23 protein-coding genes are annotated in these 25,954 nt (G+C 68.6%); 13 read left to right on the forward strand and 10 right to left on the reverse strand.

Features of this window, described 5'->3' with window-relative positions; all coding sequences use genetic code 11:
• Nucleotides 1-236 precede the first annotated feature (236 nt).
• The 8 genes from rpe to ACREYQ_RS15300 all read left to right on the forward strand — a co-directional run bounded on the left by rpe (nucleotide 237) and on the right by ACREYQ_RS15300 (nucleotide 7,881).
• The gene (gene rpe / locus ACREYQ_RS15265; RefSeq protein ID WP_432258402.1) at nucleotides 237-950 is read left to right on the forward strand and encodes a ribulose-phosphate 3-epimerase; all 714 of its coding nucleotides are present in this window, start codon (nucleotides 237-239) and stop codon (nucleotides 948-950) included.
• A complete protein-coding gene (gene gph, locus ACREYQ_RS15270; protein WP_432258403.1) occupies nucleotides 947-1,690 on the forward strand; it encodes a phosphoglycolate phosphatase in 744 nt (247 codons plus the stop codon). Before rpe ends, gph begins: the two co-directional genes overlap by 4 nt.
• A gap of 415 nt (nucleotides 1,691-2,105) precedes the next feature.
• Nucleotides 2,106-3,623 (forward strand): anthranilate synthase component I, encoded by a 1,518-nt coding sequence (gene trpE, locus ACREYQ_RS15275; RefSeq protein WP_432258404.1) that lies wholly within the window; start codon nucleotides 2,106-2,108, stop codon nucleotides 3,621-3,623.
• Between the two features lie 20 nt (nucleotides 3,624-3,643).
• On the forward strand, nucleotides 3,644-4,213 hold the full coding sequence (locus tag ACREYQ_RS15280) for an aminodeoxychorismate/anthranilate synthase component II (protein ID WP_432258405.1): 570 nt from the start codon (nucleotides 3,644-3,646) through the stop codon (nucleotides 4,211-4,213).
• 65 nt (nucleotides 4,214-4,278) lie between these two features.
• Nucleotides 4,279-5,307, forward strand: coding sequence for an anthranilate phosphoribosyltransferase (gene trpD, locus ACREYQ_RS15285; RefSeq protein WP_432260426.1), 1,029 nt, complete (start codon nucleotides 4,279-4,281; stop codon nucleotides 5,305-5,307).
• Between the two features lie 109 nt (nucleotides 5,308-5,416).
• Nucleotides 5,417-6,220 carry an indole-3-glycerol phosphate synthase TrpC gene (trpC, locus tag ACREYQ_RS15290; RefSeq protein ID WP_432258406.1) on the forward strand — a complete coding sequence of 268 codons (804 nt, stop codon included), beginning with the start codon at nucleotides 5,417-5,419 and terminating at the stop codon, nucleotides 6,218-6,220.
• A 223-nt stretch (nucleotides 6,221-6,443) separates the two neighbouring features.
• Entirely contained in the window at nucleotides 6,444-7,073 is a 630-nt protein-coding gene (locus ACREYQ_RS15295) for a CYTH domain-containing protein (protein WP_432258407.1), read from the forward strand.
• A 31-nt stretch (nucleotides 7,074-7,104) separates the two neighbouring features.
• Nucleotides 7,105-7,881: a uracil-DNA glycosylase gene (locus ACREYQ_RS15300; RefSeq protein WP_432258408.1), complete on the forward strand. Its 777-nt coding sequence runs from the start codon at nucleotides 7,105-7,107 to the stop codon at nucleotides 7,879-7,881.
• A gap of 4 nt (nucleotides 7,882-7,885) precedes the next feature.
• On the opposite strand, the gene ACREYQ_RS15305 is transcribed toward ACREYQ_RS15300, so the two are convergent.
• A complete protein-coding gene (locus ACREYQ_RS15305) occupies nucleotides 7,886-8,164 on the reverse strand; it encodes an acylphosphatase (RefSeq protein ID WP_432258409.1) in 279 nt (92 codons plus the stop codon).
• Nucleotides 8,165-8,376: 212 nt separating this feature from the next.
• Here ACREYQ_RS15305 and ACREYQ_RS15310 point away from each other — a divergent pair, with 212 nt between their 5' ends.
• Both ACREYQ_RS15310 and ACREYQ_RS15315 read left to right on the forward strand, forming a co-directional pair.
• Nucleotides 8,377-10,128 (forward strand): ABC transporter permease, encoded by a 1,752-nt coding sequence (locus ACREYQ_RS15310; protein ID WP_432258410.1) that lies wholly within the window; start codon nucleotides 8,377-8,379, stop codon nucleotides 10,126-10,128.
• A 7-nt stretch (nucleotides 10,129-10,135) separates the two neighbouring features.
• Nucleotides 10,136-11,482 (forward strand): ABC transporter ATP-binding protein, encoded by a 1,347-nt coding sequence (locus ACREYQ_RS15315; RefSeq protein WP_432260427.1) that lies wholly within the window; start codon nucleotides 10,136-10,138, stop codon nucleotides 11,480-11,482.
• A 15-nt stretch (nucleotides 11,483-11,497) separates the two neighbouring features.
• Here ACREYQ_RS15315 and ACREYQ_RS15320 read toward each other — a convergent pair whose 3' ends face one another.
• The 5 genes from ACREYQ_RS15320 to ACREYQ_RS15340 all read right to left on the reverse strand — a co-directional run bounded on the left by ACREYQ_RS15320 (nucleotide 11,498) and on the right by ACREYQ_RS15340 (nucleotide 19,025).
• The gene (locus tag ACREYQ_RS15320) at nucleotides 11,498-13,864 is read right to left on the reverse strand and encodes an FUSC family protein (RefSeq protein WP_432258411.1); all 2,367 of its coding nucleotides are present in this window, start codon (nucleotides 13,862-13,864) and stop codon (nucleotides 11,498-11,500) included.
• Between the two features lie 50 nt (nucleotides 13,865-13,914).
• Nucleotides 13,915-15,738 (reverse strand): M61 family metallopeptidase, encoded by a 1,824-nt coding sequence (locus ACREYQ_RS15325; protein WP_432258412.1) that lies wholly within the window; start codon nucleotides 15,736-15,738, stop codon nucleotides 13,915-13,917.
• A 73-nt stretch (nucleotides 15,739-15,811) separates the two neighbouring features.
• Nucleotides 15,812-16,816, reverse strand: coding sequence for an MDR family oxidoreductase (locus ACREYQ_RS15330; RefSeq protein ID WP_432258413.1), 1,005 nt, complete (start codon nucleotides 16,814-16,816; stop codon nucleotides 15,812-15,814).
• Between the two features lie 112 nt (nucleotides 16,817-16,928).
• Nucleotides 16,929-17,678: a DsbC family protein gene (locus tag ACREYQ_RS15335; RefSeq protein ID WP_432258414.1), complete on the reverse strand. Its 750-nt coding sequence runs from the start codon at nucleotides 17,676-17,678 to the stop codon at nucleotides 16,929-16,931.
• A 51-nt stretch (nucleotides 17,679-17,729) separates the two neighbouring features.
• On the reverse strand, nucleotides 17,730-19,025 hold the full coding sequence (locus ACREYQ_RS15340; RefSeq protein ID WP_432258415.1) for a UbiH/UbiF family hydroxylase: 1,296 nt from the start codon (nucleotides 19,023-19,025) through the stop codon (nucleotides 17,730-17,732).
• A 338-nt stretch (nucleotides 19,026-19,363) separates the two neighbouring features.
• Between ACREYQ_RS15340 and ychF the strand changes: the two genes are divergently transcribed.
• Complete coding sequence (ychF, locus tag ACREYQ_RS15345; protein WP_432258416.1) at nucleotides 19,364-20,455, forward strand: redox-regulated ATPase YchF; 1,092 nt, start codon at nucleotides 19,364-19,366, stop codon at nucleotides 20,453-20,455.
• Between the two features lie 71 nt (nucleotides 20,456-20,526).
• Here ychF and ACREYQ_RS15350 read toward each other — a convergent pair whose 3' ends face one another.
• Genes ACREYQ_RS15350 through ACREYQ_RS15360 form a run of 3 tightly spaced genes read right to left on the reverse strand, consistent with a single transcriptional unit; the run spans nucleotide 20,527 to nucleotide 23,164 of the window.
• On the reverse strand, nucleotides 20,527-21,024 hold the full coding sequence (locus ACREYQ_RS15350; protein WP_432258417.1) for a GDYXXLXY domain-containing protein: 498 nt from the start codon (nucleotides 21,022-21,024) through the stop codon (nucleotides 20,527-20,529).
• Nucleotides 21,021-22,136 (reverse strand): DUF4401 domain-containing protein, encoded by a 1,116-nt coding sequence (locus ACREYQ_RS15355; RefSeq protein ID WP_432258418.1) that lies wholly within the window; start codon nucleotides 22,134-22,136, stop codon nucleotides 21,021-21,023. The genes ACREYQ_RS15350 and ACREYQ_RS15355 overlap by 4 nt, the downstream gene beginning before the upstream one ends.
• The gene (locus tag ACREYQ_RS15360) at nucleotides 22,133-23,164 is read right to left on the reverse strand and encodes a DUF2157 domain-containing protein (protein WP_432258419.1); all 1,032 of its coding nucleotides are present in this window, start codon (nucleotides 23,162-23,164) and stop codon (nucleotides 22,133-22,135) included. The genes ACREYQ_RS15355 and ACREYQ_RS15360 overlap by 4 nt, the downstream gene beginning before the upstream one ends.
• A 154-nt stretch (nucleotides 23,165-23,318) precedes the next feature.
• Here ACREYQ_RS15360 and ACREYQ_RS15365 point away from each other — a divergent pair, with 154 nt between their 5' ends.
• Nucleotides 23,319-24,086 (forward strand): 5'-methylthioadenosine/adenosylhomocysteine nucleosidase, encoded by a 768-nt coding sequence (locus ACREYQ_RS15365; protein ID WP_432258420.1) that lies wholly within the window; start codon nucleotides 23,319-23,321, stop codon nucleotides 24,084-24,086.
• Nucleotides 24,087-24,158: 72 nt separating this feature from the next.
• Here ACREYQ_RS15365 and ACREYQ_RS15370 read toward each other — a convergent pair whose 3' ends face one another.
• Nucleotides 24,159-24,404: a hypothetical protein gene (locus ACREYQ_RS15370; RefSeq protein ID WP_432258421.1), complete on the reverse strand. Its 246-nt coding sequence runs from the start codon at nucleotides 24,402-24,404 to the stop codon at nucleotides 24,159-24,161.
• 167 nt (nucleotides 24,405-24,571) lie between these two features.
• Between ACREYQ_RS15370 and hemA the strand changes: the two genes are divergently transcribed.
• Nucleotides 24,572-25,876, forward strand: a complete 1,305-nt coding sequence (gene hemA / locus ACREYQ_RS15375) for a glutamyl-tRNA reductase (protein WP_078198035.1) — start codon at nucleotides 24,572-24,574, stop codon at nucleotides 25,874-25,876.
• Nucleotides 25,877-25,954 lie beyond the last annotated feature (78 nt).

Consider the following 25,954-nt stretch of genomic DNA (forward strand, 5'->3'; position numbering starts at 1 on the left):
TGGGCAGGGCCGGCGCGGGACGCCAGGCAGGGAAAAGGGTAGCCGCATTGTGCGGGATGGCCGCGGCACGGGCAAGAGCACTGGCAAGAGCACCGGGCGGCGGGGCAGCGGTAGAATATAGCCCTTTCAGGGCCTGGCCGTGCCGGACGCCCCTCCCGCTCCCCTCTGGCGCCCGCCCCTGGCCGCGCCAGAGACGCAAACAGCATTCCCCTGCACCCCACATCCTAGCCGCCGACATGAGCACGCCCACCTACCGCATCGCACCGTCCATCCTGTCCGCCGACTTTGCCCGCCTGGGCGAGGAAGTGCGCCGCGTGACCGAGGCCGGCGCCGACTGGATCCACTTTGACGTGATGGACAACCATTACGTGCCCAACCTGACCGTGGGCCCGCTGGTGTGCGAGGCGATCCGCCCGCACGTGACGGCCCCGATCGACGTGCACCTGATGGTGCGCCCGGTGGACCGGATCATCCCGGACTTTGCCAAGGCCGGCGCCAATATCATCACCTTCCACCCCGAAGCCAGCGAACACGTCGACCGCTCGCTCGCGCTGATCCGCGATCACGGCTGCCAGGCCGGCCTGGTGTTCAACCCGGCCACGCCGCTGCACCACCTGGACCACGTGATGGACCGCCTCGACGTGATTCTGCTGATGTCGGTCAACCCGGGCTTCGGCGGCCAGTCGTTCATCCCCGAGACGCTCAACAAGCTGCGCGCCGTGCGCCAGCGCATCGACGCATACACCGCCCGCACCGGCCGCACCATCCTGCTGGAAGTCGACGGCGGCGTGAAGGTGGACAACATCGCCGAGGTCGCGGCGGCCGGCGCCGACACCTTCGTGGCGGGCTCGGCCGTGTTCGGCAAGCCCGATGCCGACGGCGGCTACCGCGGCATCATCTCGGCGCTGCGCGGCGAACTGGCGAAGGTTGGCCAGCAGGCCGGCCAATGATGGACGGCATGGTCCTGCGCCGCACCGACTGGCGCGGCATCGAAGGCGTGATCGTCGACCTGGACGGCACCATGGTCGACACCGCGGGCGACTTCCACGCGTCGATCAACGCCATGCTGCTGACGCTGGGCCGCCAGCACCCCAACCTGGGCCCGGTGGCGCCGATGTCCGAGGCGGAGATCGTGAGCTATGTCGGCAAGGGCTCCGAGAACCTGATCCGGCGCGTGCTGGACGCGCGCTTCTCGCCGCTGCACGCCAACGGCCTGTTCGCCGACGCCTATGCGCTGTACGACCGCGAGTACATCCGCATCAACGGCCAGTTCTCGCAGGTCTACCCGGGCGTGCGCGAAGGCCTGGCGGCGATGAAGGCGGCCGGGCTGCGCCTGGCCTGCGTGACCAACAAGCCCTACAGCTTCACCGAGCCGCTGCTGGCCAAGACCGGTCTGGCCCAGTACTTCGAGCTGGTCTACGGCGGCGACGCCTTCCCGCTGCGCAAGCCCGACCCCTTCCCGCTGCTGAAAGTGGCCGACGCCTTCGGCCTGGAGCCGGCGGCGATGGCGGCGCTGGGCGACTCGGAAAACGACGCGCAGGCGGCCCGCGCGGCCGGCATGGGGGTGCTGCTGGTGCCCTATGGCTACAACCATGGCAACCCTGTACAAGGCGTTGAAGCCGATGGTATAGTCGACTCCATTGCCCATGCCGCAGCGCTGTTTGCGTCACACTGGGCAGGTCACCGATAGCGACCGAATCTCAAGACATTTCATGTTTCTCAACCGCAAACGCATCTCTTCTGGCAGTGATCGGCAGGCCTGGCCCTGGCGTCGCTGGCGCGCCTCCCAACAGGCGTAAAGTGCGTTCGCGAGTCTGCTGACGAGCCCTCGACCCGAGGGCCTCGCCACCACCGGCCAAGGTAGCCACCGATGCCGGGCATCACCACCCAAACCCGCCAAAAGCCAGCGTAGCCAAAATTCTCTGCTACGTTTAGCTCAAGAACGCGCCGCACGCCCTCTCTCCGGCCGTGTGCAGACTTGTCCGCAAGCTTGCTGCACCACGGTCCGCCACCGGGGCGGGATTCCATACGCTCCAGCCTTATCTGCCGACAAGCGGCGCCGCGCCTGACCCATGCCGCAGCGCGGGCCGCACAAGAGGACCGACATGACCGAACTGGAATTCAAATCGCTGGCCGACCAGGGCTACAACCGCATCCCCCTGATCGCCGAGGCCTTTGCCGACCTGGAAACGCCGCTGTCGCTGTACCTGAAGCTGGCCCAGTCGCAGACCCGCGGCGTCAACACCTTCCTGCTGGAATCGGTGGTCGGCGGCGAGCGCTTCGGGCGTTTTTCATTTATCGGCCTGCATGCCCGCACGCTGCTGCGCGCCTATGGCAACCGCACCGAGGTGGTGACCGACGGCAAGGTGGTCGAAACCCACGAAGGCAATCCGCTCGATTTCATCGGCGAATTCGAGGCACGCTTCAAGGTGGCGCTGCGCCCCGGCCTGCCCCGCTTCTGCGGCGGCCTGGCCGGCTACTTCGGCTATGACGCGGTGCGCTATATCGAGAAGAAGCTCGCCAACACGCAGAAGCCAGACGACCTGAACCTGCCCGATATCCAGCTGCTGCTGTGCGAGGAACTGGCGGTCATCGACAACCTGTCGGGCAAGCTCTACCTGATCGTCTACGCCGACCCGACCACGCCCGAGGCCTATCCCCGCGCCCGCCAGCGCCTGCGCGAGCTGCGCATGAAACTGCGCCAGCCGGTGGACGTGCCGGTCACGAGCCCGTCGGTGCAGACCGAGGTCTACCGCGAGTTCGCCAAGCCCGACTACCTGGCCGCCGTGCACAAGGCCAAGGAATACATCATGGCCGGCGACATGATGCAGGTGCAGATCGGCCAGCGCCTGGTCAAGCCCTACCGCGACGCGCCGCTGTCGCTGTACCGCGCGCTGCGCTCGCTGAACCCGTCGCCGTACATGTACTTCTACAACTTCGGCGACTTCCAGGTGGTAGGCGCCTCGCCGGAGATCCTGGTGCGCCAGGAAGAGCGCAAGGTCGGCACCAATGGCGACACCCGCAGCGAGCACATCGTCACCATCCGCCCGCTGGCCGGCACGCGCCCGCGCGGCAATACGCCGGAAAAGGACGCCCAGCTGGCCACCGAGCTGCTGAACGATCCCAAGGAGATCGCCGAGCACGTGATGCTGATCGACCTGGCGCGCAACGACATCGGCCGCATTGCCGAGACCGGCTCGGTCAAGGTCACCGACAAGATGGTGATCGAGAAATACTCGCACGTGCAGCATATCGTCAGCTCGGTCGAAGGCACGTTGCGCGAAGGCATGAGCAACCTGGACGTGCTGCGCGCGACCTTCCCGGCCGGCACGCTGTCGGGCGCGCCCAAGGTCCACGCCATGGAGATCATCGATGAGCTGGAGCCGCGCAAGCGCGGCATCTACGGCGGCGCGGTGGGCTACCTGTCGTTCGGCGGCGAGATGGACCTGGCGATCGCGATCCGCACCGGCATCGTCAAGGACGGCAACCTCTACGTGCAGGCCGCCGCCGGCATCGTTGCCGATTCGGACCCCGAGGCCGAATGGAGGGAAACCGAAGCCAAGGCGCGCGCCGTGATCCGCGCCGCCGAGCAGGTCCAGGATGGCCTGGACTCCGACATCTGAAAGAACAGGAGACAGACGCCATGCTGCTGATGATCGACAACTACGATTCGTTCACCTACAACCTGGTCCAGTATTTCGGCGAACTGGGCGTGGACGTGCGCACCTACCGCAACGATGAGATCACCATCGAGGAGATCGAGGCGCTCAGGCCCGACCATATCTGCGTCTCGCCCGGGCCGTGCAGCCCCAGGGAAGCCGGCATCTCGGTGGCGGCGCTGCAGCACTTTGCCGGCAAGGTCCCGCTGCTGGGCGTGTGCCTGGGCCACCAGGCCATCGGCGAGGCCTTCGGCGGCAAGGTGATCCGCGCCAAGCAGGTCATGCACGGCAAGGTCAGCACCATCGAGACCACGCAGCAAGGCGTGTTCGCCGGGCTGCCCAGGCACTTTGACGTGACGCGCTATCATTCATTGGCGATCGAGCGCGAAACCCTGCCCGATTGCCTGGAGATCACCGCCTGGACCCCGGACGGCGAGATCATGGGCGTGCGCCACAAGACGCTCGCCGTCGAAGGCGTACAGTTCCATCCCGAGTCGATCCTGTCCGAGCACGGCCATGCCCTGCTCGCCAACTTCGTCAAGGCGCCGCGATGAGACTGCTCGATTCCGCACCCGCCAGCACGCACCACGCCCCGCAGACTTCAGATACCGAGAACGCCATGTCCATCACGCCGCAAGAAGCCCTGACGCGCTGCATCGAACACCGCGAGATCTTCCATGACGAGATGCTGCACCTGATGCGGCAGATCATGCAGGCGCAGATCTCGCCGGTGATGGCCGCCGCGATCCTGACCGGCCTGCGCGTCAAGAAGGAAACCATCGGCGAGATCTCCGCCGCCGCGCAGGTGATGCGCGAATTTGCCAACAAGGTGCCGGTCAAGGACCGCGAGAACTTCGTCGATATCGTCGGCACCGGCGGCGACGGCTCGCACACCTTCAATATCTCGACCGCGTCGATGTTCGTCGCGGCCGCTGCCGGCGCGAAGATTGCCAAGCACGGCAACCGCGGCGTCAGCTCCAAGTCGGGCAGCGCCGACGTGCTGGAAGCGCTGGGCGTGAACATCATGCTCACGCCCGAGCAGGTCGGGCAGTGCATCGAAGAGACCGGCATCGGCTTCATGTTCGCGCCCACGCACCACCCCGCGATGAAGAACGTCGCACCGATCCGCAAGGAAATGGGCGTGCGCACCATCTTCAATATCCTGGGCCCGCTGACCAACCCGGCCGACGCGCCCAATATCCTGATGGGCGTGTTCCACCCCGACCTGGTCGGCATCCAGGTGCGCGTGATGCAGCGCCTGGGCGCCAGGCACGCCATCGTGGTCTACGGCAAGGACGGCATGGACGAAGTCTCGCTGGGCGCCGCCACGCTGGTGGGCGAACTGAAGGACGGCGAGGTGCGCGAATATGAAATCCACCCCGAGGACTTCGGCCTGCAGATGATCTCCAACCGTGGCCTGAAGGTGGCCGATGCGGCGGAATCGAAGGAAATGCTGCTCGAAGCGCTGTCCAACGTGCCGGGCACCCCGCGCGAGATCGTATCGCTGAACGCCGGCACCGCGCTGTACGCCGCCAACGTGGCCGACTCGGTCGAAGACGGCATCCGCCGCGCGCGCGAAGCGATTGCCAGCGGCGCGGCGCGCGAGAGGCTCGACCAGTTCGTGCGTGCCACCCAGCAGTTCAAGTAGCCGCACGTCGTTCCCGCGTAGGCGGGAATCCAGCGTCTTTGCCGTTCAGGCGCTGATGAAAGTCACTGGGCTCCCGCCTGCGCGGGAGCGACGCTCAAAGAGTGCGAATATGTCCGACATCCTGCAAAAGATCCTGGCCGTGAAGGCCGATGAAGTCGCCGCCGCGCGCAAGAAGCGCGACCTGCCCAGCCTGCGCGCCGAGGCCGAGAGCCTGCGCAGCGAGGCCGGCCTCGCCCCGCGCGGCTTCGAACGCGCGCTGCGCGAGAAGATCGGCGCCGGCGACGCCGGCGTGATCGCCGAGGTCAAGAAGGCCTCGCCGTCCAAGGGCGTGCTGCGCGAACACTTCGTGCCCGAGGCGATTGCCGAAAGCTACGCCAGCCATGGCGCCGCCTGCCTGTCGGTGCTGACCGACGTGAACTTCTTCCAGGGCCACGCCGACTACCTGAAGCGCGCCCGCGGCGCCTGCCCGCTGCCTGCCCTGCGCAAGGACTTCATGGTCGACCTGTACCAGGTCTATGAAGCGCGCACCTGGGGCGCCGACTGCATCCTGCTGATCGTCGCCGCGCTGGACCCGGGCCTGATGGCCGACCTGGAAGCCTGTGCGCTTGAGCTCGGCATGGACGTGCTGGTGGAAGTGCATGGCGACGACGAGCTCGACGCGGCCCTGCGCCTGAAGACCCCGCTGCTGGGCGTGAACAACCGCAACCTGCGCACCTTCGAGGTGTCGCTGGACAACACCCTGGACCTGCTGCCGCACATGCCTGCCGACAAGCTGGTGGTGACCGAATCCGGTATCCTCGGGCCGGCCGATGTGCAGCGCATGCGCGACGCCAACGTGCATGCCTTCCTGGTCGGTGAAGCGTTCATGCGGGCGCCGGATCCGGGTGTGGAGCTGGCGCGGCTGTTTGCCTGAGGCGAACGCCTTGCCGATGCGCTAAGCACGCTGGCGGTTTGCTCCCCTCCCGCTTGCGGGAGAGGGGCAGGGGGTGAGGGCAGGCGCGTGCCTCGCGATTTGACATGTTGGTACACAACGGCCTGCCCTCACCCTAACCCTCTCCCGCAAGCGGGAGAGGGGACCGGCTCAAGGTGATTGAGGCGGTATCCCCCTCGCCCATGCCTGAAATCCTCCCCTCGCCATGCCCCAGGAAATTGAACTAAAACTCGCGGTCCCCGACGATATGCTAGCCCCGCTGGCCGCCTGGCTCGACGCCAACGGCGCCCCGCAGGGCGAAGCCACGCTGCTCAACGTCTACCTCGACACCCCGGAACGCAACCTGGCGCAGGCGCGCGCCGCGCTGCGGCTGCGCCGCAAGGGCGCGCAATGGCTGCAGACACTGAAGACCGCCGGCAGCAGCCAGGGCGGGCTGGCCACGCGCCACGAATGGGAAACCGAGATCGCGGGCGAAGCCATCGAGCTGCAAGGCTTCCCCGCCGAAGCGCAGGCCGTGCTCGCACCGCTGGCCGGCCGGCTGGCCCCGGTGTTCCGCACCGACTTTGTCCGCCGCACCTGGCTGGTCACGCAGGACGGCGCACGCATCGAGGCCGCGCTCGACACCGGCAGCATCACCGCGCCGGCCAGCGCCGCGCAGGAACGCATCCAGGAACTCGAACTGGAATGGCTGGAGGGTGACGCCGCCCTCGCGGCCGATGCCCTGCGCGCCTTTGCCGCGCGGCTGGCCACCATTGCCGCGCTCACGCCCTCGGACCTCAGCAAAGCCGCCCGCGGCTACCGCCTGGCGGGAATCGCCGAGGGCAAGGCGTCATAATCGCGGTTTTCCCGCCAAGCTCTCCTCACGCATGCAAGCCGATCTCTTCGCCGCCGAAGCCCCCCGCGCCCCCGGCGAACCGTCCCCTGCCGCCAGCCTGCAGGCCCAGGCCGACGCCCTGCCCGCCGCCTGGCGCGCGCTGATGGACCCGTGCATCCGCGTGCCGGCGTGGCAGGAGCTGGCCGCCTTTGTCGACGGCGAACGTGCCGCCGGCAAGCCGGTGTTCCCGCACCATGTCTTCCACGCGCTGCACCTGACGCCGCCCGACGCGGTCAAGGTGGTGATCCTGGGCCAGGACCCCTACCACGGCACCGGCACGGTCGGCGGCGCGGAGCTGCCGCAGGCGCATGGGCTGGCGTTCTCGGTGCCGGAAGGCATCAAGGTGCCGCCCAGCCTGCGCAATATCTTCAAGGAAATCGCCGCCGAGTTCGGCGCGCACGGCAACGGTGCGCCGCGTACCTCCGGCAACCTGGAAGGCTGGGCGCGCCAGGGCGTGCTGCTGCTCAACACCGTGCTGACGGTGGAACAGGGCCAGGCCGCCAGCCATGCGCGGCGCGGCTGGGAAGCCGTCACCGATTGCCTGATCCAGAGCCTCGCCGCCAGCCGGCAGAACCTGGTGTTCATGCTGTGGGGCAGCCACGCGCAGGCCAAGAAGCCGCTGCTGGGCGCCGGTCACTGCGTGCTGGAAGCGCCGCATCCGTCGCCGCTGTCGGCGCACCGGGGCTTCCTGGGCTGCGGCCACTTCCGCGAAGCCAACCGCTGGCTGGAAGCGAACGGCCGCACGCCGGTCGACTGGACTACCGCCTGATCCCTTAAATCGTCGGCCGGAACTCGAAGCCGCCGAACTCCCCTGCCCCGGGACCGCCCTCGACAAACGTCACTTGCGCCGCCGGCGGGCCCTTTTCCATCCACGCTTGCAGGGCTTCGAGCTGCCTGACCGTGCCGTGCGCCATCACCTCGACGGTACCGTCGGTCCGGTTGCGCACCCAGCCGCCAAGCTCCAGGTCGTCCGCCGCGTCGGCGCAGGCAGCGCGGTAGCCCACGCCCTGCACACGTCCATGCGCGACCAGGCGCCAGGTTTCCTTCTTCATGGCTCTTTCCTCCGGGCGCACGCCGGCAGCATGCGCGAAGTGTCATCCACACCAAGTAAACTAGACCGCCATGCCGGGCGTTACAAAGAGATGCGCGCCGCCCGGCGTGAAGCCGGCGGCATGCGGGCTTTGCCATTGTCCGCCGGGGCCGCGAACCAGGGCCGGGTTACCAGCCTCGCCATCCAAGCTCGATACAAGCCCGAGAAGCGCCCATGATGCCACCCGCCGACCACAGCGCGCCCCCGCCCGCCCCTGGCTATGACAGCCAGCTGCTGCGCGCGCCGCCCAACCGCTTCGACCTGGCGCTGCTGCCGATCATCCTGGCCGTGATCGTGATGGTCGCGTTCGCCGCGCAGCAGATGAATGCCCCGTTCCACCCCGACCAGCAGCTGGCGGTGCACCTGGACGTGGCCTACCTGCCCTACTACCTGATGCGCACCAGCATCCGCATGCTGGCGGCGCTGGCGGCGTCGCTGCTGTTTTCGCTGGCCTTTGCCGCGCTGGCGTCCAAGAGCCGCACGGCGGAGAAGGTGCTGGTGCCTGCACTGGACATCCTGCAGTCAATCCCGGTGCTGGGCTTCCTGTCGATCACCGTGACCGGCTTTATCGCACTCTTCCCGGGCAACATTGCGGGGGTGGAATGTGCGGCCATCTTCGCCATCTTTACCTCGCAGGCGTGGAACATGGCGTTCAGCCTGTACCAGTCGTTCCGCACCATTCCGGGCGACCTGCTTGAGGCCGCGGTCATGTTCCGGCTGTCGCCGTGGCAACGCTTCTGGCGGCTGGAAGTGCCGTTCGCCATGCCCGGGCTGCTGTGGAACATGATGATGTCGATGTCCGGCGGCTGGTTCTTCGTGGTGGCATCCGAGGCGATCTCGGTGTCGGGCCACGATATCCGCCTGCCCGGCATCGGCTCCTACATCGCGCTGGCGATCCAGCAGCAGAACCTGGCTGCGATCGGCTGGGCCATCCTGGCGATGCTGCTGGGCATCCTGCTGTACGACCAGCTGCTGTTCCGCCCGCTGGTGGCGTGGGCCGACCGCTTCCGCTTCGAGACCCTGGCACAGGACAAGCAGCCAGAGTCGTGGCTGCTGGACCTGCTGCGCCGCTCGGTGTGGACGGGCGCGCTGCTGACCCGCACGGCAGCGCTGGCCGAACGCACGCTCGCCTGGGGCGCGCGCCGCGGGCAGGCCCCGGGGCGGCCGGAGAATCCGCGCCGCGCGCAGTGGTTTGGCCGCCTGCGCGACGCCGTGATCGTACTGGTGGCGCTGGCCGCGCTGCTGCGCGTGGGTTATTTCGTGCATAGCGAAGTGGGGCTGGCCGAAGTCGGCCATGTACTGTGGCTCGGCACCATCACCATGGTGCGCGTGGTGGTGCTGATCGCCCTGGCGGCGCTGGTGTGGGTGCCGATCGGCATCCGCATCGGCCTGAACCCTGACCTGGCGCGCGTTGCCCAGCCGGTGGCGCAGTTCCTGGCCGCCTTCCCCGCCAACCTGATGTTCCCGCTGGCGGTGATGCTGATCGTGCGCTTCGGGCTGAACCCGGAGATCTGGCTGAGCCCGCTGCTGATCTTCGGCACGCAGTGGTACATCCTGTTCAATGTGGTCGCGGGGGCCTCCGGCATCCCCACCGAGCTGAAGCTGGCGGCGCGCAACTTCGGGCTGCGCGGCTGGCTGCTTTGGAAGCGCTTCCTGATCCCCGCGGTCTTCCCCAGCCTGCTGACCGGGCTGGTGACCGCCGCCGGCGGCTCATGGAACGCCAGTATCGTGTCCGAGTACGTGACCTGGGGCGACCGCACCATCGTCGCCACCGGGCTGGGCAGCTATATCGCCGAGACCACCGCGCGCGGCGACTTCCCGCGCATTGCGCTGGGCATCGTGGTGATGGCGCTGTTCGTGGTCGGCTTCAACCGGCTGCTGTGGAACCGCCTGTATCAACTCGCGCAAGAGCGCACCCGCTTGTAAGGCAATGATGGCCGAGAACCATACCGCTACCGCTGCCGCGCCCGCCGTGATCGAACTGCGCGGCGTCGGCAAGATCTTCCGCACCGCCAGCCAGAGCGACCGCTCCGTGCTCGAAGGCGTGGACCTGACGCTGCGCGAGGGCGAGATCGTCGCCATGCTGGGCAAGTCCGGCTCGGGCAAGTCCACGCTGTTGCGCATCATGGCCGGGCTGGTCGGCGCCGACCGCGGCGACGTGCGTTTTCGCGGCGAGCGCCTGGCCGGCACTGCCGAGGGCATCGCCATGGTGTTCCAGTCGTTCGCGCTGTTCCCGTGGCTGACTGTGCAGCAGAACGTCGAACTGGGACTGGAAGCGCAGGGCGTGCCCAAGGCCGAGCGCGAGCGCCGCGCCGAGGCCGCGATCGACATGATCGGGCTGGCCGGCTTCAACAGCGCGCTGCCGCGCGAGCTGTCGGGCGGCATGCGCCAGCGCGTCGGCATTGCGCGCGCGCTGGTGACCGAGCCGGACCTGCTGCTGATGGACGAGGCCTTCTCGGCGCTGGACGTGCTGACCGGCGAGACCCTGCGCGACGAGATGCTGGCGCTGTGGGAAAGCGGCCGCGCCAACATCCGGAGCATCCTGATCGTCTCGCACAATATCGAAGAGGCGGTGATGATGGCCGACCGCATCGTGATCCTGTCGAGCGACCCGGGCCGCATCCGCGCCGAGGTGCGGGTGGCACTGCCGCGCCCGCGCAACCGCGACAGCGCGCAGGTGCGCGCGCTGGTCGACGAGATCTACGCGCTGATGACCGCCCCCGCCGCCGAAGCGCGGCTGCCCGCGCAAGCGCCCGCGCGCCAGATCGGCTACCGGCTGCCGGAGGCCGACATCAGCCAGATGGAAGCCATCCTCGACCTGCTGTGCGAGGCCCCCTTCGACGGCCGTGCCGACCTGCCCCACCTGGCCGACGAAGCCGGCCTCACCGACGACGAACTGCTGCCCGCATGCGAGGCGTTGCAGCTGGTGCAACTGGTCTCGATCGAGCGCGGCGACATCGCCGTCACCCATGCCGGGCGTGCGTGGTACGCCGCCGAGCCGCAGCAGCGCAAGGTGATGTTCGGCCAGCAGCTGCTGGGCAATATCGCGCTGGCCGCGCATATCCGCCGCGAACTGGTGGCCAGCGAAGCCGGCGAGATCCGCGAGGAACAGGTGCTGAACGAACTGGAGCAGTTCCTGAAGCCGGCCGAGGCCGAGCGCGTGCTGAGCGTGGCGATCGGCTGGGGACGCTATGGCGAGATCTACGAATACAGCTACAACAGCGGCATGCTGACGCTGCCTGAGGAAGAGCTGCCCGAAGCGCAGTCAGCCGAAGACTGACCGGCCCCGGGGCGCTCAGGCGCGTGCGCGCATGGCGCGTCCGATCGCCCCCGTGCGCAGTGCGATCTTGGCCGCGTCCTCGCGCAACGCGCGCAGGCGGCGGTCCAGCACCGCGTTGGCCGAACGGCCGGTGGAGCTGGCGGTGGGGCCGGCCTCGTGGCTGGATTCGCCGGCGGCGGCGGCGTGCACCAGCACGTCGGTGCGGCGCTTGTCGGCCGAATCGGCCAGGCGCGCGCGGCGTTCGGCAGCGGCGTCCTCGGCGGCCTCCGCGACTTCGTTGCTGACGGTGCTGTCGATGGTCGCTACCGGCTTGTCCGCAGCCGCAGGCGCCGCCTCCTTCCGTTCCGCCGGCGTCTTCCCGCCGCGGATAAATCCCGCGCCGCGGCCACCGCCGCGCTCATCGGCATGCAGCCGCTCGCTGGCCACCTGCAGGCTGTGGCTGGCCGCCTCGGTGGCCTGTTCGATCGCGGCTTCGGCAGCCGGGATATCGAGCTCGCCATAGTGCTGGCGCACCTGGATGCGCGCCGCCGCCACGTGCGCCGCCACCAGGTAGTTCTGCACGATAAAGCGGTTCAGGTTGTCCACCGCGCGGTGCCGGCTCTTGGGCTCGTCCAGCATGCGCTGGAACGACGAGATCAGTGCCGACAGGTTGTCCATGAACTGCTTGCGTTGCACGCGGTAGGCAAAGTCGTCCTTGGCCCGGCGCAGCAGCAGGTCACGCGTGGCGCCGATATAGCGGCGGTTGGCCTGCAGCACGGCCTCCACCAGCTTGGGAATGGCGCGGTACTCCCAGCTCGGCAGCACAAAGCTGAACAGCGAGGCGATGATGCCGCCGATCACCGTATCCACCAGGCGCTCGCCGGCCACGGTGGGACTGTTCGGCATCAGCAGGTGGATCTGGATCAGCACCTGGATGCAGGCGGCAATCGCGGTGTAGCGGTACTTGATGGTCACGAATGCGGCGCTGGCCACCAGCGACAGGAACAACACGCCCAGCAGGATCAGCGGCTGGTGTATCACCTTGAGGATCGCGACCGACACCACGCAGCCGATCAGCGTGCCGATCACACGATCGTTGTAGCGCTGCTTGGTCATGCTGAAATTGGGCTTCAGGATGACAATGATGGTCAGCAGGATCCAGTAGCTGTGCGACACATAGGGCAGGTGCTCGGCGATCCACAGCCCCAGCGCCACCGCCATCGAAATCCGCAGCGCGAAGCGGAACGCCGGCGAACGCCATTTCAGGTTGTCGCGCAGCACGCTGAACTCATACTTCTGGCGCGTCAGGAACGGCGTCATGTCGGAGCCGGGCAGCACCCTGGACGGCTCCACCGGCGTGCGCGAGGCCTCGTGCAGCTGGCCCACCAGCGTGATCGCGCCGCGCATCATGTCCAGGGTCTCGACCAGCGCCGTCATCGCCGCCGGGTTGATATGGTGGTGGCGCAGCTGCGCGATCTCGGCCTCGACCGCGCGCAGGCCCTGGCGGTACTCCACCGTCGCGTACGAGGCGCGGCCGCGCGTGACCTCGTAGGCGATCTCTTCCACATCCTTGCACATCAGCACCACCAGCCCGCGCAGGTGGTCGAGCACCGGCGTGCCGCCGAAGGTCTGGCGCAAGAGCGGATAGTCGGTGTTGGTCGACAGGATGTACTCGTACAGGTCGAGCATGCGCATATGCACCTGCACCAGCAGCCCGTCGTACGGGGTGCGGTTGCCGCGCAGCACCAGGTCGCGCGCGGCCTGCTGGCGCTCGGCCACCACGATCTGCTGGCGCACCAGCTGGTTGAACTGAGCCTCGTAGTCGTTGCCGGCATCATAGAAGCCGGCCTTGATCTCGAGATAGCCGGCCAGCTCGTACAATGATTCGGCCAGCACCTGCTGCTTGGTGCGGCGCTCGGTGATCCAGCTCACCAGCATGGCGTAGCCCAGGTAGGCAACCGCCCCGATGCTGAACAGCGCCGCGTGCTCCAGCGCGCGCCGCACCAGGAAGTCTTCGTTGATCGTGAGGGTCATCACGAACAGCGCCGCAAACTGCAGCGGCAGCGTCTTGTTGCCGTACACCGTCATCATGCCGGCCAGGAACGTCACCAGCACCAGCAGGAACGGCACCACGCGCGCGAACGGCGTGGCCAGCGCCACCACCAGCGTGACCACGCTGCACAGCAGCACGCTGGCCAGCATCTCGTTGAACTTGTGGTTCAGCGGGCTGGGCAGATCCATCAGGCTGGTGCACAGCGCCCCCATCGACACCACCATCGCGGTGGGCAGGTCGCTGAAGTGCAGCGCGATCAGCGTGGCGCCGATCACGCCCGTGGCCGAACGCAGCCCCCGGTAGACGTAGTGCGAATACAGGAAGGTGCGGGGATCGTGCGCGTATTGCATGCAGTGGGGGCGATGGACTGCGGTGGCGGGTGTGGCTGCGGAAGACTAGTTCACTGGCCCAGCCAGCGCGAGCGTGCCGCGTGCCGCCCACTCTCAAGCTTGACCTTGAACTGCGCCGCCGGCTCGCGCGCCAGCGTCACCGGCAAGGTCTGCAGCTCATCGCGCCGGAAGGCGTGCACCGCGATCCGGTCGCCGGTGCGGTAGCGCGCCAGCAGCTTGTCGAGCTGGCCCGGCGCCACGCGCAGGCCGTCGACGGCCACCAGCAGGTCGCCCGCGGACAGGCCCGCGGCCTGCGCCGCGCCGCCGTCCAGCACCTGACTGACGCGCACCCAGCCGTCCTCGGTCTTGACCTTGATCCCCAGCGCCGCGGTGCGCGCCGGCTTCTGCGCCTCGGCCTTGACGCCGAACGCCTTGAACAGCCCCGGCAGCGGCAGCTCGCCGGTGCCTTCGGTCAGCGAGCGCAGCAGCGGCCCCATGCGCAGGCCGGTGACTTCATCGAACAGCGCATGGACCTCGGCCTCGGTCACGCCGCGCTGCACCGCGCCCGGCGCATAGAAGCCGCGGCCGTAGCGGCGCCACAGCGCGCGCATGACATCGTCCAGCGAGCGCCGCCCGCGGGTCTTGTCGCGGATGGTCAGGTCCAGCGCCAGCGCCACCAGCGAACCCTTGGTGTAGTAGCTGACGATGGCATTGGGGGCGTTCTCGTCCTGGCGGTAGTACTTGGTCCAGGCGTCGAAGGAGCTTTCCGCCACGCTCTGCTTGGTGCGGCCGCTGCCGCGCAGCACGCCGTTCCAGGTCTTGGCCAGCATCTCGAGGTACTGTTCATCGGTGACGCAGCCCGAGCGCACCAGCACCAGGTCGTCGTAGTAGCTGGTGAAGCCCTCGAACAGCCACAGCAGCGGCGTGTAGGTTTCCTCGGCCAGCCGGTACGGCACGAACGCGGCCGGCTTGATGCGCTTGACGTTCCAGGTGTGGAAATATTCGTGGCTGCACAGCCCGAGGAAGGTGCGGTAACCCTCGCTGGTGTCGCCGTTGTCGCTCATGCCGCGCACCGGCAGGTCATTGCGCGCACAGATCAGTGCCGTGCTGGCGCGGTGCTCCAGGCCGCCGTAGCCGTCGGTGGTGACCATCGTCATGAAGACATAGCGGCGGTTGCTGTCCAGGAACGGCGCCTGCGCGGTCTTGGGCTCGAACAGCCGGATCTGCGTCTCGCAGATGCGCTTCAGGTCGCGGCAGACGCGCTCGAGGTCGAGCTGCGGCACGCGCCCGGTGAAGACCACGTCGTGCTGCGCGCCGCAGGCGCGGAAGCTGGCCAGCTGGAAGGTGCCCATCTCGACCGGATGGTCGACCAGCTCATCGTAGTCGGCCACCTGGTAGCGGCCGAAGCCGTAGCGCTTCGCGCCTGCGCGGCCCGGCGCCTCGCGCATGGCGGTGGCCACGCGCCAGTCGCGGTAGGCCTCGCCCGCGGGCGCATGGATATCGACGGTGCATGGCCGCTCGGCCTGCCCGTCCACGCACAGGAACACCGAGCTGCCGTTGAAGAAGCCGTGGGTCGTGTCCAGGTGCGCCGCGCGCACTGACAGGTCCCAGGCATAGACCTCGTAGCTGAGCGTCAGCGGGCCGTCGGCAACGCTGAGCGGCGCGGCCTGCCAGCTCTGCTTGTCGAGCTTGGTCAGCTTGACCGCGCGCCCGCCCGCATCGGCGCGGATGCGCACGATATTGCGCGCGAAGTCCCGGATCATGTAACTGCCCGGGATCCAGGCAGGCAGCGAGAAACGCTGGCCGGCAGGATCGGGCTCGCTCACGGTGACGGTGACGGCAAACAGGTGCGCTTCAGGTTGAAGCGGGGCGATGGCGTAGCGGATCGGCGTCATGGGCAGGATTGTAACGTCGGCACATACCGTCGGTGCCGACGCGGTTTTGCGGCAAGGCGACTGGCGCGCGCGATCAGCCGCGATTCACATCCACCACCACGCGCCCGCGCATGCCGCCTTCCATGATCTTGCGGCCCGCCTCGATCGCGTCGCCCAGGCCGATCTCGCGCGTCAACGCACTGAGCCGGTCTGGCTCCAGGTTGCTGGCCAGCCGCTGCCAGGCCTGCTCGCGCAGCGGCATCGCCGCCATCACGCTGTCGATGCCGTGCAGCGTGATGCCGCGCAGGATGAACGGCGCCACCGACCCCGGGAAGTCCAGGCCCTGCGCCAGCCCGCACGCGGTCACCACGCCGCCGTAGCGCACCTGCGCGCAGGCATTGACCAGCGTGTGCGAGCCGACCGAGTCGACCACCGCGGCCCAGCGTTCTTTCTGCAGCGGCTTGCCGGGCACGCCCAGCTCGGCGCGGTCGATCACTTCGTCGGCGCCCAGCGCCTTCAGGAAGTCAGCTTCTTTGGTCTTCCCGGTCGAGGCCACCACCTTGTAGCCCAGCCTGCTCAGCAGCGAGATCGCCACCGTCCCCACCCCGCCCGAGGCGCCGGTCACCAGCACCTCGCCATCGCCCGGGCGCACCGGGCCGTTGACGCCGCCGCGCTCCAGCGCCAGCACCGACAGCATCGCGGTATAGCCCGCCGTGCCGATCGCCATGGCCTGGCGCGTGGTGAAGGCGCCGGGCAGGCGCACCAGCCAGTCGCCCTTCAGCCGCGCGCGCTGCGCCAGGCAGCCCCAGTGCGTCTCGCCCACGCCATAGCCGTTGAGCACCACCTTGTCGCCGGCCTGCCAGCGCGGGTGCGCGGATTCCAGCACCGTGCCGGCACCGTCGATGCCCGCCACCATCGGCCACTTGCGCACCACCGGCGAGCGGCCCGTGATCGCCAGCCCATCCTTGAAGTTGATGGTGGAATAGTCGACGGCGACCAGCACGTCGCCATCAGCGGGCAACTGCGTGTCGTCGAGCGTGGCGATATTGGCCTGGGTGGCGCCGTCGGCCTGGGTCAGCAGCAATGCCTGGAAGGTCATGGTGTCTCCTTTGTCGCCTGCCGGCGATCGCATGAAATATGGGGAAAGGCAGAAAGCAGAACGGCCGGACAAGTCCGGCCGTCGATCGGGCCGGGACAGGTCCGGCGCGCGCCTATTTCTTGAGGCTGGCGAGCTTGCGTTCCAGCGTGGCGACGTCGGCCGCGCCCGGGATGCGGGTGCCGTCCATGAAGAACACCGCAGGCGTGCCGTTGATATTCAGGCTGTGGCCCAGCGCCAGGTTCTCTTCCAGCGGGGTCTTGCAGCTGCCGTTGCCGCTCAGCGCCACCTGCTTGAGCATCCAGTCGCGCCAGGCCTTGGTGCGGTCGGACGCGCACCAGACCTGCTTGGCCTTGGTTTCCGAATCCGGCGACAGCACCGGGTACAGGAAGGTGTACACGGTGATGTTGTCCATCTGCTGGAAGGTCTGCTCGATGCGCTTGCAGTAGCCGCAGTTGGGGTCGGAGAACACCGCCACCTGGCGGCTGCCATCGCCCTTGGTCCACTTGATCGCGCGCGCCAGCGGCAGGTCCGACCACTTGATGCGGTTGATCTCGGCCAGCCGCTCCTCTGTCAGGTTGGTGCCGGTGCGGGTGTCGATCATCTCGCCGTTCAGGATGTAGCGGCCCGAGGCATCGGTGTAGACCACCTGCCCGCCGATATTGGCCTCGAACAGGCCCGGCACTGGGGTCTTGCTGACGCTCTTCACTTCGGCGCGGGCGCCCAGCATCTTCTGCAGCGACTCCTTGATGCGGTCGGTGCCGGGCTCGCCGGCGGCCATGGCATGCAGCGCGAAGCCGGCCGCGGCCAGCCCGCCGGCAATCGCGGCGGTCCAGGCTGGATGGCGGCGCAGGATTTGGAACATATGGACTCCAGAGTATTCGGTAGTGAGATCGGGTGGTGGATTCGGCCTCGCTCAGCCGAGCGCGCGCCCGATCAGAAAGCGTTTGAGCAAGGACTGGCCGCCAACCGCGCGCATGCCGGTATTGCGCACCACGCGCGCCACGCCGCCAGGCAGCGAGAACAGCCGGTGCAGCCCGTCGGTGGCCGCGGTCAGCGACAACAGATCGGTGGCGCGGGCACGCTCGTAACGGCGCAGCAGGCGCAGGTCGCCCTCGCTGCGGAAAGATTCTTTGTCGGCCATCACGCGGCCAAGTTCCGCGACATCGCGCAGGCCCAGGTTCATGCCCTGCCCGGCCAGCGGATGCACCACATGCGCGGCGTCGCCCACCAGCGCCATGTGCGGCTGCACGAAGTGGTCGGCACGCTGCAGCACCAGCGGGAAGCCCTGCGCGGGGGTCACGCAGCGCAGCGCGCCGAACTGCGCGCCAACCGCGCCGCTGGCACCCTGCATCACGGTGGCGGCCAGGGCCTCGGGCGACAGTGCCAGCAGCTCGCGCGCGTGGGCCTCGTCGGCGGACCAGACCATCGACACATGGTTGTCCGGCAGCGGCAAGATCGCCAGCACTTCGCCGTTGGCGGGTTCCTCGTCCGCCATCAGCTTTTCCGGCGCGCCCAGGAACCACTGCCACGCGGTTTCCTGGTGCGGGCGCTCGCAGGCAAAATTGGCGACCACGCCCAGTTGGCGGTACTTGCGCGTGCTGACACCGATATGGCATTGCTGGCGCAGCCAGGAGCGCGCGCCATCGGCGCCGACCACGCAGGCCGTGCGCAGCTTCTCGCCATTGGCCAGGGTCAGCGTGACGCCGTCCGGATCGCGCTCGAACGCGCTTGCCGTGGCGTCGTGCCAGGTCACCTGGTGCTGGAAGCCCAGCGCCGTGTCCAGCGCCCGCTCGACGTGGCCGGATTCGATGATCCAGGCGAGCTGCGGCACCGCGGCGGCGTAGGCCGAGAAATGCAGGTCCCCGTCCAGGGTCGGCGACGTCTCTGCCGCGCTGACATCACCGAACACGCGCATGTCGCGCACCGGCTGGATCCGCGCCGGGTCCAGCGCTTCCCACACGCGCATGCGCTCCAGCAGCGCGTGCGAGCTGGCCGAGAAGGCATAGATGCGGCTGTCCCAGTCATCCGGCCCGGCCGCCGTGCGGCCGCTGGCGCGGGGCGGCTTCGGCGCGACCAGCGCCACGTCCATGCCCTGCTGGGCCAGCAGCAGCGCGCAGGACTTGCCGACGATGCCGCCGCCGACGACAGCAACCTGGAAAGCGGAGGAGTTGCGCGCGGACGGGCGCGCGGACGCGTGGGATCGGGTCATGGCTGGATTATAGCCACGTCACTCCGCAGGCAGTCCGGGCCAGGCCCCGCGGCTGACGCAAGGCAATGAGACCTACCCGAAAATGCAGGGTAAGCGCCGCAAGCTGCACGCCACCATCCCGCGGCCTGACTTCGCCGCCCATCTGCCAATGCCGGCGCCTGAAAGGGTTACAATCGCGGTTTTCCGTGGCAAAACTCGCACAACATCGTTGAGCCAGCGCGATGTGATGTCTTTGTCTCGCCCTGATGCAGTCCCGGTTGTAGTGCGATCCGCGCCTGTCGCAGGCTTGGCGGCACGGGCCCCGCATCACGCAACCCATTGATTCCTAAGACAACACCATGAGCCTCCAATGCGGCATCGTCGGCCTGCCCAACGTCGGCAAGTCCACGCTGTTCAATGCCCTGACCAAGGCCGGCATCGCCGCCGAAAACTACCCGTTCTGCACCATCGAGCCCAACGTGGGCGTGGTCGAAGTGCCGGACCCGAGGCTCGGCAAGCTGGCCGAAATCGTCAAGCCTGAGCGCATCCTGCCGGCCACGGTCGAGTTCGTCGACATCGCCGGCCTGGTGGCGGGCGCCTCCAAGGGTGAAGGCCTGGGCAACCAGTTCCTGGCCAATATCCGCGAATGCGACGCCATTACCCACGTGGTGCGCTGCTTCGAGGACGACAACGTCATCCACGTGGCCGGCAAGGTCGACCCGCTGTCGGATATCGAAGTCATCAACACCGAGCTCGCGCTGGCCGACCTGGCTACCGTCGAAAAGGCCCTGGCCCGCTACATCAAGCCGGCCCGCGCCGGCGACAAGGAAGCCCAGCGGCTGGTCGCCGTGCTGGAAAAGGCCCAGGCCGTGCTCGACCAGGCCAAGGCCGTGCGCACCCTGGACCTGGCCCCGGAAGAGTGGGAAGCCATCCGCCCGTTCTGCCTGATCACCGCCAAGCCGACCATGTACGTCGCCAATGTGCGTGAAGACGGCTTCGAGAACAACCCGCACCTGGACGCCGTGCGCGAGCACGCCAAGCAGACGGATTCTCCCGTGGTGTCCGTCTGCGCCGCCATCGAAGCCGAGATCGCCGATCTGGACGACGCCGACAAGGCTGAATTCCTGGCTGACCTGGGCATGGAAGAACCCGGCCTGGACCGCGTGATCCGCGCCGGCTTCAAGCTGCTCGGCCTGCAGACCTACTTCACCGCCGGCGTCAAGGAAGTGCGCGCCTGGACCATCCATGTCGGCGACACCGCCCCCAAGGCGGCCGGCGTGATCCACACCGACTTCGAACGCGGCTTCATCCGCGCGCAGACCATCGCCTACGAGGACTTCATTGGCTTCAAGGGCGAGACCGGCGCCAAGGAAGCCGGCAAGATGCGGGCGGAAGGCAAGGAGTATGTGGTGAAGGATGGGGATGTGATGAACTTCCTGTTCAACGTCTGATCCCGACAGACCCCATGAATAAGCCCGCAGCGATGCGGGCTTTTTTTGGCGCGAGCGATATCACTTTCGCCTCACAACTTCTCCATCCCCCTCCCCCGCAACCCCACCAACAACGCCTGCCCGTCCGCATCCACGCGGAATTCCCCATACCCGGCCTGCGCAAACCTCTCCCCCTGCCCCTCCTGGAAGAAATACGCATCGGTCGACACCTGTACCTGCATGCCACCCCAGCGCGAGCGGGCGATCTGGTAGCGCAGCAGCTGCTCGCCCGCCGCCAGCGGCTCGCCGCCGTGTACGCGCACGAAGCTGGCCACGCCCTGTTTATCACGGCGGATCACGGCCACGCCATCGCGGGGCGGCCGGTCGTCGCGCGTCTGCGTGGTGCGGATCTGGTTGCCGATGTCGAAGTTCAAGGCCATGTAGTCGCCCTGCATCAGCGAGCGCGGGTCGACCGGAGCGAGCTTGAGGAGGACGGTGTCGCCGCGCGCCAGCAGGCGCTCCTTGCCGGCGATGCCGGCGGCGGCCAGTGCCAGGGTCAGGGCCCAGGCGATCAGGATCCAGCGTTTCATGCGGCCTCCATCTCGGTGCGGCCCAGCAGCCAGTAGCGGCCGGCCAGCAGCAGCACGCCGGCCGCGGCGAGCGTGCCGGACTTGGCCAGCAGGGTCCAGTGCAGCGCCGAGTAATACCAGATGAAGCCGATGGCGATGCTGGCGATTCCCAGGCCCAGCCACGGCATCGACGCGCGCCGCAGGGCCAGCCCCAGCACGAGCACGCCGGCCACCACGGCGGGCGCGGCCGCCATCAGCGCGCCGAAAGCCACCACGCCGGCAAGGACGGCGCCCTGCATGGCGGTGCTGAGCGCCAGGCGGCGGCATTCGGCCAGCGCAAACCCGGCCAGCACCAGCGTGGCCAGTGCGCCCGCGACCCAGTGCGCCAGCGGGATGTGCGCGGCTGCCGGGCTGCCCAGCCAGGCCAGCGGATGGCTCATGCCGGTGACGACCAGGGCGACCGCCAGCGTGAACAGCAGGGTCGCGTCGGCCAGTGGTTCCAGCAGCGTGTGGCTGCCTGCCGCGCACAGGCTGGATTCAGCCAGCGTGAAGCCCGTCACCAGCGCGCAGCCGAGCGGCACCAGCCAGCCGAGGGACCACGTCAACAGCAGCCAGTCCTTTGGCTCACTGCCGGCCAGGACGAGATGCACGGCGCCTGCCAGCCCGATCCATGCGCCCAGCCCGCACAACAGCCGGTGCAGCCGGTTGGGCACGAGCAACGCCAGTGCGGCCTCGAACAGTGCCAGTCCGGCCCAGAAGCCCGCGCTCTCGGTGACGCGCGTGAAGCCCAGCGCCTCGCTCAGCCCGAACACGGCCATGCCCTGTCCGCTCAGGCTCACGGCCAGCGCGAACTGCCCCGCGGCGATGCCGCCGCCGCGCCAGTACAGCAGCGCGGCCAGCGCGATCATGGCCAGGCCGGTCACGGCCATGGCGATGCCGTTCTCGCGCGCGGCGACGAAGACCGTGCCGACCAGGAAGAACTGGAAGAACAAGGCACCCAGCCACCCCGCCGCGCCCATCAGGCAGCGCACGGCCCAGGGGGTATCGATGTGCGCGGGCGGCTCGCCCTGTACCTCGCCGCGGGCGGCGAGTTGCTGCCAGAGTTGTTGCTCGGTGCGCAGTAGGTTGGTCATGCCTGCTCCAGTTGGCTGCGCCAGGCACGCATCAGCCAGGCAGCCGCGCCGGCGGCCAGGCCGATGGTCACCAGCCCGAGCAGCAGGAAGGCGCCGAAATCGCCCTTGCCTTCGAACAGCACCTTGGCGATCGCGGCCACCGCCAGCACGATGCCGGTCAGGCAGGCCAGGCTCAGCACCACGATGTCGAAGGCGCGCTGACGGAACCACCAGATCAGGGCGGCCAGCACCACCACCGCCAGCGTGAAGGCGGCGCCATCGAAATGGCTGCCCAGCAGGCTGGCCAGCCCCAGCGAGCCGGCGTGCACGCAGGCCAGCGCGGCCAGCATGCGGCTGCCGGTCTGCCCGCGAAAGCCCAGTGCCGGCGCCCGGGCGCACAGCAGCTCCCACAGCGCCAGCTGCAGCATGACCGCGCCCAGCAGCGCCAGCGAGGCGGTACGCATATAGCGCGCGTCGAACAGCAACGCGAACACGCCCTCCATGCCGAAGCGGATGCTGAAGTAGCGCAGCAGCGCCACGTTGCCGACCACGATCGCCAGCCACCAGTGCGGCGCCGCGCGCGCCGCCAGCGCCCAGGGCACCGCCAGCAGGGCCCACAGCGCGAACAGCTGCCAGGCATCGGCGCCGGTCTGGTAGGTCTGCCCGATCACGGCCAGCAGCACGCCGGCGAGCACCTGCGCGCCGCCGAGCGCGGCGCGGCCCGCGGTGTCGCCAGCCGGGCGCAGCCAGGCAAAACCGGCAAGCAGCGTGAGTGCGCCGGCCAGCACGGCGAACTTGGAAAACTTGTGCAGATCCTGCCAGTTGAAGGCGAAAAACACGATCACGCCGGCGCACAGCAGCGCGGTGCCCAGCGCCATCAGTGCCGTGTCCAGCCAGCGGCGCCAGTCGGTGGCGACCGGTTCGGTGCGCGCCCAGGGCGCGGCGACGCCGGCCGGCGCCAGGCGCCCGAGTGCGCGCCAGTGGGCCAGTGCCCGGCGGATGGCCCGTCGTTCGCCTTGCTCGCCGCTTGCGGTGGGTGTGCCTTGCATGTAAGTGTCCTTACGTGCCGAGATGCCGGGGACTTTAGCAAAGCGAAGCGGGGGCCGCACCTGTTGCGTGGGAGGGGGCGGTGCGGTCGCGCTCAAATCTATGCCGGACCTGCGCGGGCCGGTATGCTGTGGCTTTTCACGCCTCCCCCGCTCCATGACTCTCGGAATCCTTGCCGCCATCCATGATGAAGTCGATGGCCTGGTGGCCGCCATGCGCCATGACGACAGCCGCGCCACCGTGCATACCATCGGCATGCGCGACTACTACGCCGGCCATCTGTACGGGCAGCCATGCGTGCTGGTGCTGGCGCGCATGGGCAAGGTGGCGGCGGCGGCCACCACGGTCACGCTGATCCGCGAGTTCGGGGCGAAGCAGATTGTCTTTACCGGGCTGGCCGGTGGTGTCGGGGCCGATACACAGGTAGGCGACATCGTCATCGCCGACCGCACCATCCAGCATGATCTGGACGCGCGCCCGTTCTTCGGGCGCCATGAGGTGCCGCTGCTGGACCGCGCCGAGTTCCCGGCTGACCCGGCACTGACCGCCGAGCTGCATGCCGCCGCCGCGGACTTCCTGCGGCAGGACCTGGCCGCCGAGGTACCGCGCGAGGTGCGCGATCGTTTTGGGGTCGCCTCTCCGGCGCTGCACCAGGGCATGATCGCCAGCGGCGACCAGTTCATCGGCTCGCCCGCTGCGGTGGCGGAGTTGCGCGAGCGCCTGCCCGGGCTGCTGGCGGTGGAAATGGAAGGCGCCGCGGTGGCGCAGGTCTGCCATGAGTACAGCGTGCCGTACGCGGTGATGCGGACGATTTCGGACCGCGCCGACGATACCGCGCATGTGGACTTTTCGGCATTCCTTACCGACGTGGCCAGCCACTATTCCAGCGGCGTGCTGCGCCGCCTGCTGGCAGCCAGGGCCTGAGCCGGGGCCCGGAGCGCATCTGACCGCGATCAAACCGCGTGCGGATTCCCGACCGGGCCGTCAGTTCTGTTTTTACCGTCCGCGCGGCCGCACCGCGCCCCAGAACCCCACCAGCAGCGCCGGGCCGGCGATCACTGCCAGCCAGCTGCCGAGCTGCCCGTCGACAAACAAGTGCAGCGCCCGGCCGCCGTAGAATGCGCCCGCCGCACCCGCCGCGCCCAGCACCAGCGCGGCCGGCAGGGTCACCACGCGCCCTGCCGGATGCAGCCGGCGCGCCGCCAGCCCCACCAGCAAACCCACGATCAAGGTGCCCAGCATCCGCTTCTCCTGTGTTGTCAGCATCACAACCGAAAAGGCTGCGGCGTAACGATACTGCAATCCGGGGCCGCTGCCACCCGCCGCGGCCCTGCGCCTGCAATTAGCGATCCCGGCGGTATAATGACATTCGGTCCGGCCACGCTCCGGGCCGTATCCGTCCCCTACAAATGCAACTGCTCGCGATCGGCATCAATCACACCACGGCACCTGTCTCGCTGCGCGAGCGGGTGGCGTTTCCGCTCGAGCAGATCAAACCCGCGCTGGGTGCGCTGCGCTCCCACCTGTCGGGGCGCAGCGGCACCGAAGCCGCCATCCTGTCCACCTGCAACCGCACCGAGATCTACTGCGCGACCGACGTCCTGACGCCGGGCACGGATGGTTTCGAGCACACCCTGCACTGGCTGTCGCAGCACCACAACGTGCCGGCCGGCGAACTGGCCCCGCACCTTTACGCGCTGCCGCAGTCCGAAGCCGTGCGCCATGCCTTCCGCGTGGCCAGCGGCCTGGATTCGATGGTGCTGGGCGAAACCCAGATCCTGGGCCAGCTCAAGGACGCCGTGCGCACGGCCGGCGAAGCCGGCTCGCTGGGCACGTACCTGAACCAGCTGTTCCAGCGCACCTTCGCGGTGGCCAAGGAAGTGCGCGGCCAGACCGAGATCGGCGCGCATTCGGTGTCGATGGCAGCGGCCGCGGTACGGCTGGCGCAGCGGATCTTTGAAAGCGTCTCGACCCAGCGCGTGCTGTTTATCGGCGCGGGCGAGATGATCGAACTGTGCGCCACGCACTTCGCCGCGCAGCAGCCACGCCAGATCGTGGTGGCGAACCGCACCGTGGAACGCGGCGAAAAGCTCGCCGAGCAGCTCTCCGGCCAGGGCCTGACCGCCAACGCGATCCGCCTGACGGACCTGGGCGAGCGCCTGCATGAATTCGACATCGTGGTGTCCTGCACCGCCAGCTCGCTGCCGATCATCGGCCTGGGTGCGGTGGAGCGCGCGGTCAAACGCCGCAAGCACCGCCCGATCATGATGGTCGACCTGGCCGTGCCGCGCGACGTTGAGCCCGAGGTCGCGCGCCTGGACGACGTCTTCCTGTACACCGTCGATGATCTCGGCGCGATCGTGCGCGAAGGCAACGCGATGCGCCAGGCCGCGGTAGCGCAGGCCGAGGCCATTATCGAAAGCCGGGTGCAGAACTTCATGCACTGGCTCGAAACCCGCAGCGTGGTGCCCGTCATCCGCGAGCTGCAGACCAGCGGCGAGGCCATTCGCCAGGCCGAGCTGGAACGCGCGCGCCGCATGCTGGCACGCGGCGACGACCCCGAAGCCGTGCTCGAGGCCCTCTCCGGCGCACTGACCCGCAAGTTCCTGCACGGCCCCACGCACGCGCTGAACCACACCCAGGGCGAGGACCGCGAGGCGCTGCTGCGCCTGGTGCCTGGCCTGTTCCGCCACAGCAGCCACTCCGAGCGCTAGCCGCGCTCGCCCAGCCGCCGGCGCGCCGCGCCGGGCACGCCAACGCCGCCGCCCCTGTCGTGCGCGCGGCCCGGCCCA

It is taken from the genome of Cupriavidus sp. TMH.W2 (assembly GCF_050847365.1).
Taxonomy (GTDB): Bacteria; Pseudomonadota; Gammaproteobacteria; order Burkholderiales; family Burkholderiaceae; genus Cupriavidus.

Coding starts and splice junctions, on each gene's coding strand:
- rpe (WP_432258402.1), top strand. CDS start 237: ATGAGCACGCCCACCTACCGCATCGCACCGTCCATCCTGTCCGCCGAC.
- gph (WP_432258403.1), top strand. CDS start 947: ATGATGGACGGCATGGTCCTGCGCCGCACCGACTGGCGCGGCATCGAA.
- trpE (WP_432258404.1), top strand. CDS start 2,106: ATGACCGAACTGGAATTCAAATCGCTGGCCGACCAGGGCTACAACCGC.
- ACREYQ_RS15280 (WP_432258405.1), top strand. CDS start 3,644: ATGCTGCTGATGATCGACAACTACGATTCGTTCACCTACAACCTGGTC.
- trpD (WP_432260426.1), top strand. CDS start 4,279: ATGTCCATCACGCCGCAAGAAGCCCTGACGCGCTGCATCGAACACCGC.
- trpC (WP_432258406.1), top strand. CDS start 5,417: ATGTCCGACATCCTGCAAAAGATCCTGGCCGTGAAGGCCGATGAAGTC.
- ACREYQ_RS15295 (WP_432258407.1), top strand. CDS start 6,444: ATGCCCCAGGAAATTGAACTAAAACTCGCGGTCCCCGACGATATGCTA.
- ACREYQ_RS15300 (WP_432258408.1), top strand. CDS start 7,105: ATGCAAGCCGATCTCTTCGCCGCCGAAGCCCCCCGCGCCCCCGGCGAA.
- ACREYQ_RS15305 (WP_432258409.1), bottom strand. CDS start 8,164: ATGAAGAAGGAAACCTGGCGCCTGGTCGCGCATGGACGTGTGCAGGGC.
- ACREYQ_RS15310 (WP_432258410.1), top strand. CDS start 8,377: ATGATGCCACCCGCCGACCACAGCGCGCCCCCGCCCGCCCCTGGCTAT.
- ACREYQ_RS15315 (WP_432260427.1), top strand. CDS start 10,136: ATGGCCGAGAACCATACCGCTACCGCTGCCGCGCCCGCCGTGATCGAA.
- ACREYQ_RS15320 (WP_432258411.1), bottom strand. CDS start 13,864: ATGCAATACGCGCACGATCCCCGCACCTTCCTGTATTCGCACTACGTC.
- ACREYQ_RS15325 (WP_432258412.1), bottom strand. CDS start 15,738: ATGACGCCGATCCGCTACGCCATCGCCCCGCTTCAACCTGAAGCGCAC.
- ACREYQ_RS15330 (WP_432258413.1), bottom strand. CDS start 16,816: ATGACCTTCCAGGCATTGCTGCTGACCCAGGCCGACGGCGCCACCCAG.
- ACREYQ_RS15335 (WP_432258414.1), bottom strand. CDS start 17,678: ATGTTCCAAATCCTGCGCCGCCATCCAGCCTGGACCGCCGCGATTGCC.
- ACREYQ_RS15340 (WP_432258415.1), bottom strand. CDS start 19,025: ATGACCCGATCCCACGCGTCCGCGCGCCCGTCCGCGCGCAACTCCTCC.
- ychF (WP_432258416.1), top strand. CDS start 19,364: ATGAGCCTCCAATGCGGCATCGTCGGCCTGCCCAACGTCGGCAAGTCC.
- ACREYQ_RS15350 (WP_432258417.1), bottom strand. CDS start 21,024: ATGAAACGCTGGATCCTGATCGCCTGGGCCCTGACCCTGGCACTGGCC.
- ACREYQ_RS15355 (WP_432258418.1), bottom strand. CDS start 22,136: ATGACCAACCTACTGCGCACCGAGCAACAACTCTGGCAGCAACTCGCC.
- ACREYQ_RS15360 (WP_432258419.1), bottom strand. CDS start 23,164: ATGCAAGGCACACCCACCGCAAGCGGCGAGCAAGGCGAACGACGGGCC.
- ACREYQ_RS15365 (WP_432258420.1), top strand. CDS start 23,319: ATGACTCTCGGAATCCTTGCCGCCATCCATGATGAAGTCGATGGCCTG.
- ACREYQ_RS15370 (WP_432258421.1), bottom strand. CDS start 24,404: ATGCTGGGCACCTTGATCGTGGGTTTGCTGGTGGGGCTGGCGGCGCGC.
- hemA (WP_078198035.1), top strand. CDS start 24,572: ATGCAACTGCTCGCGATCGGCATCAATCACACCACGGCACCTGTCTCG.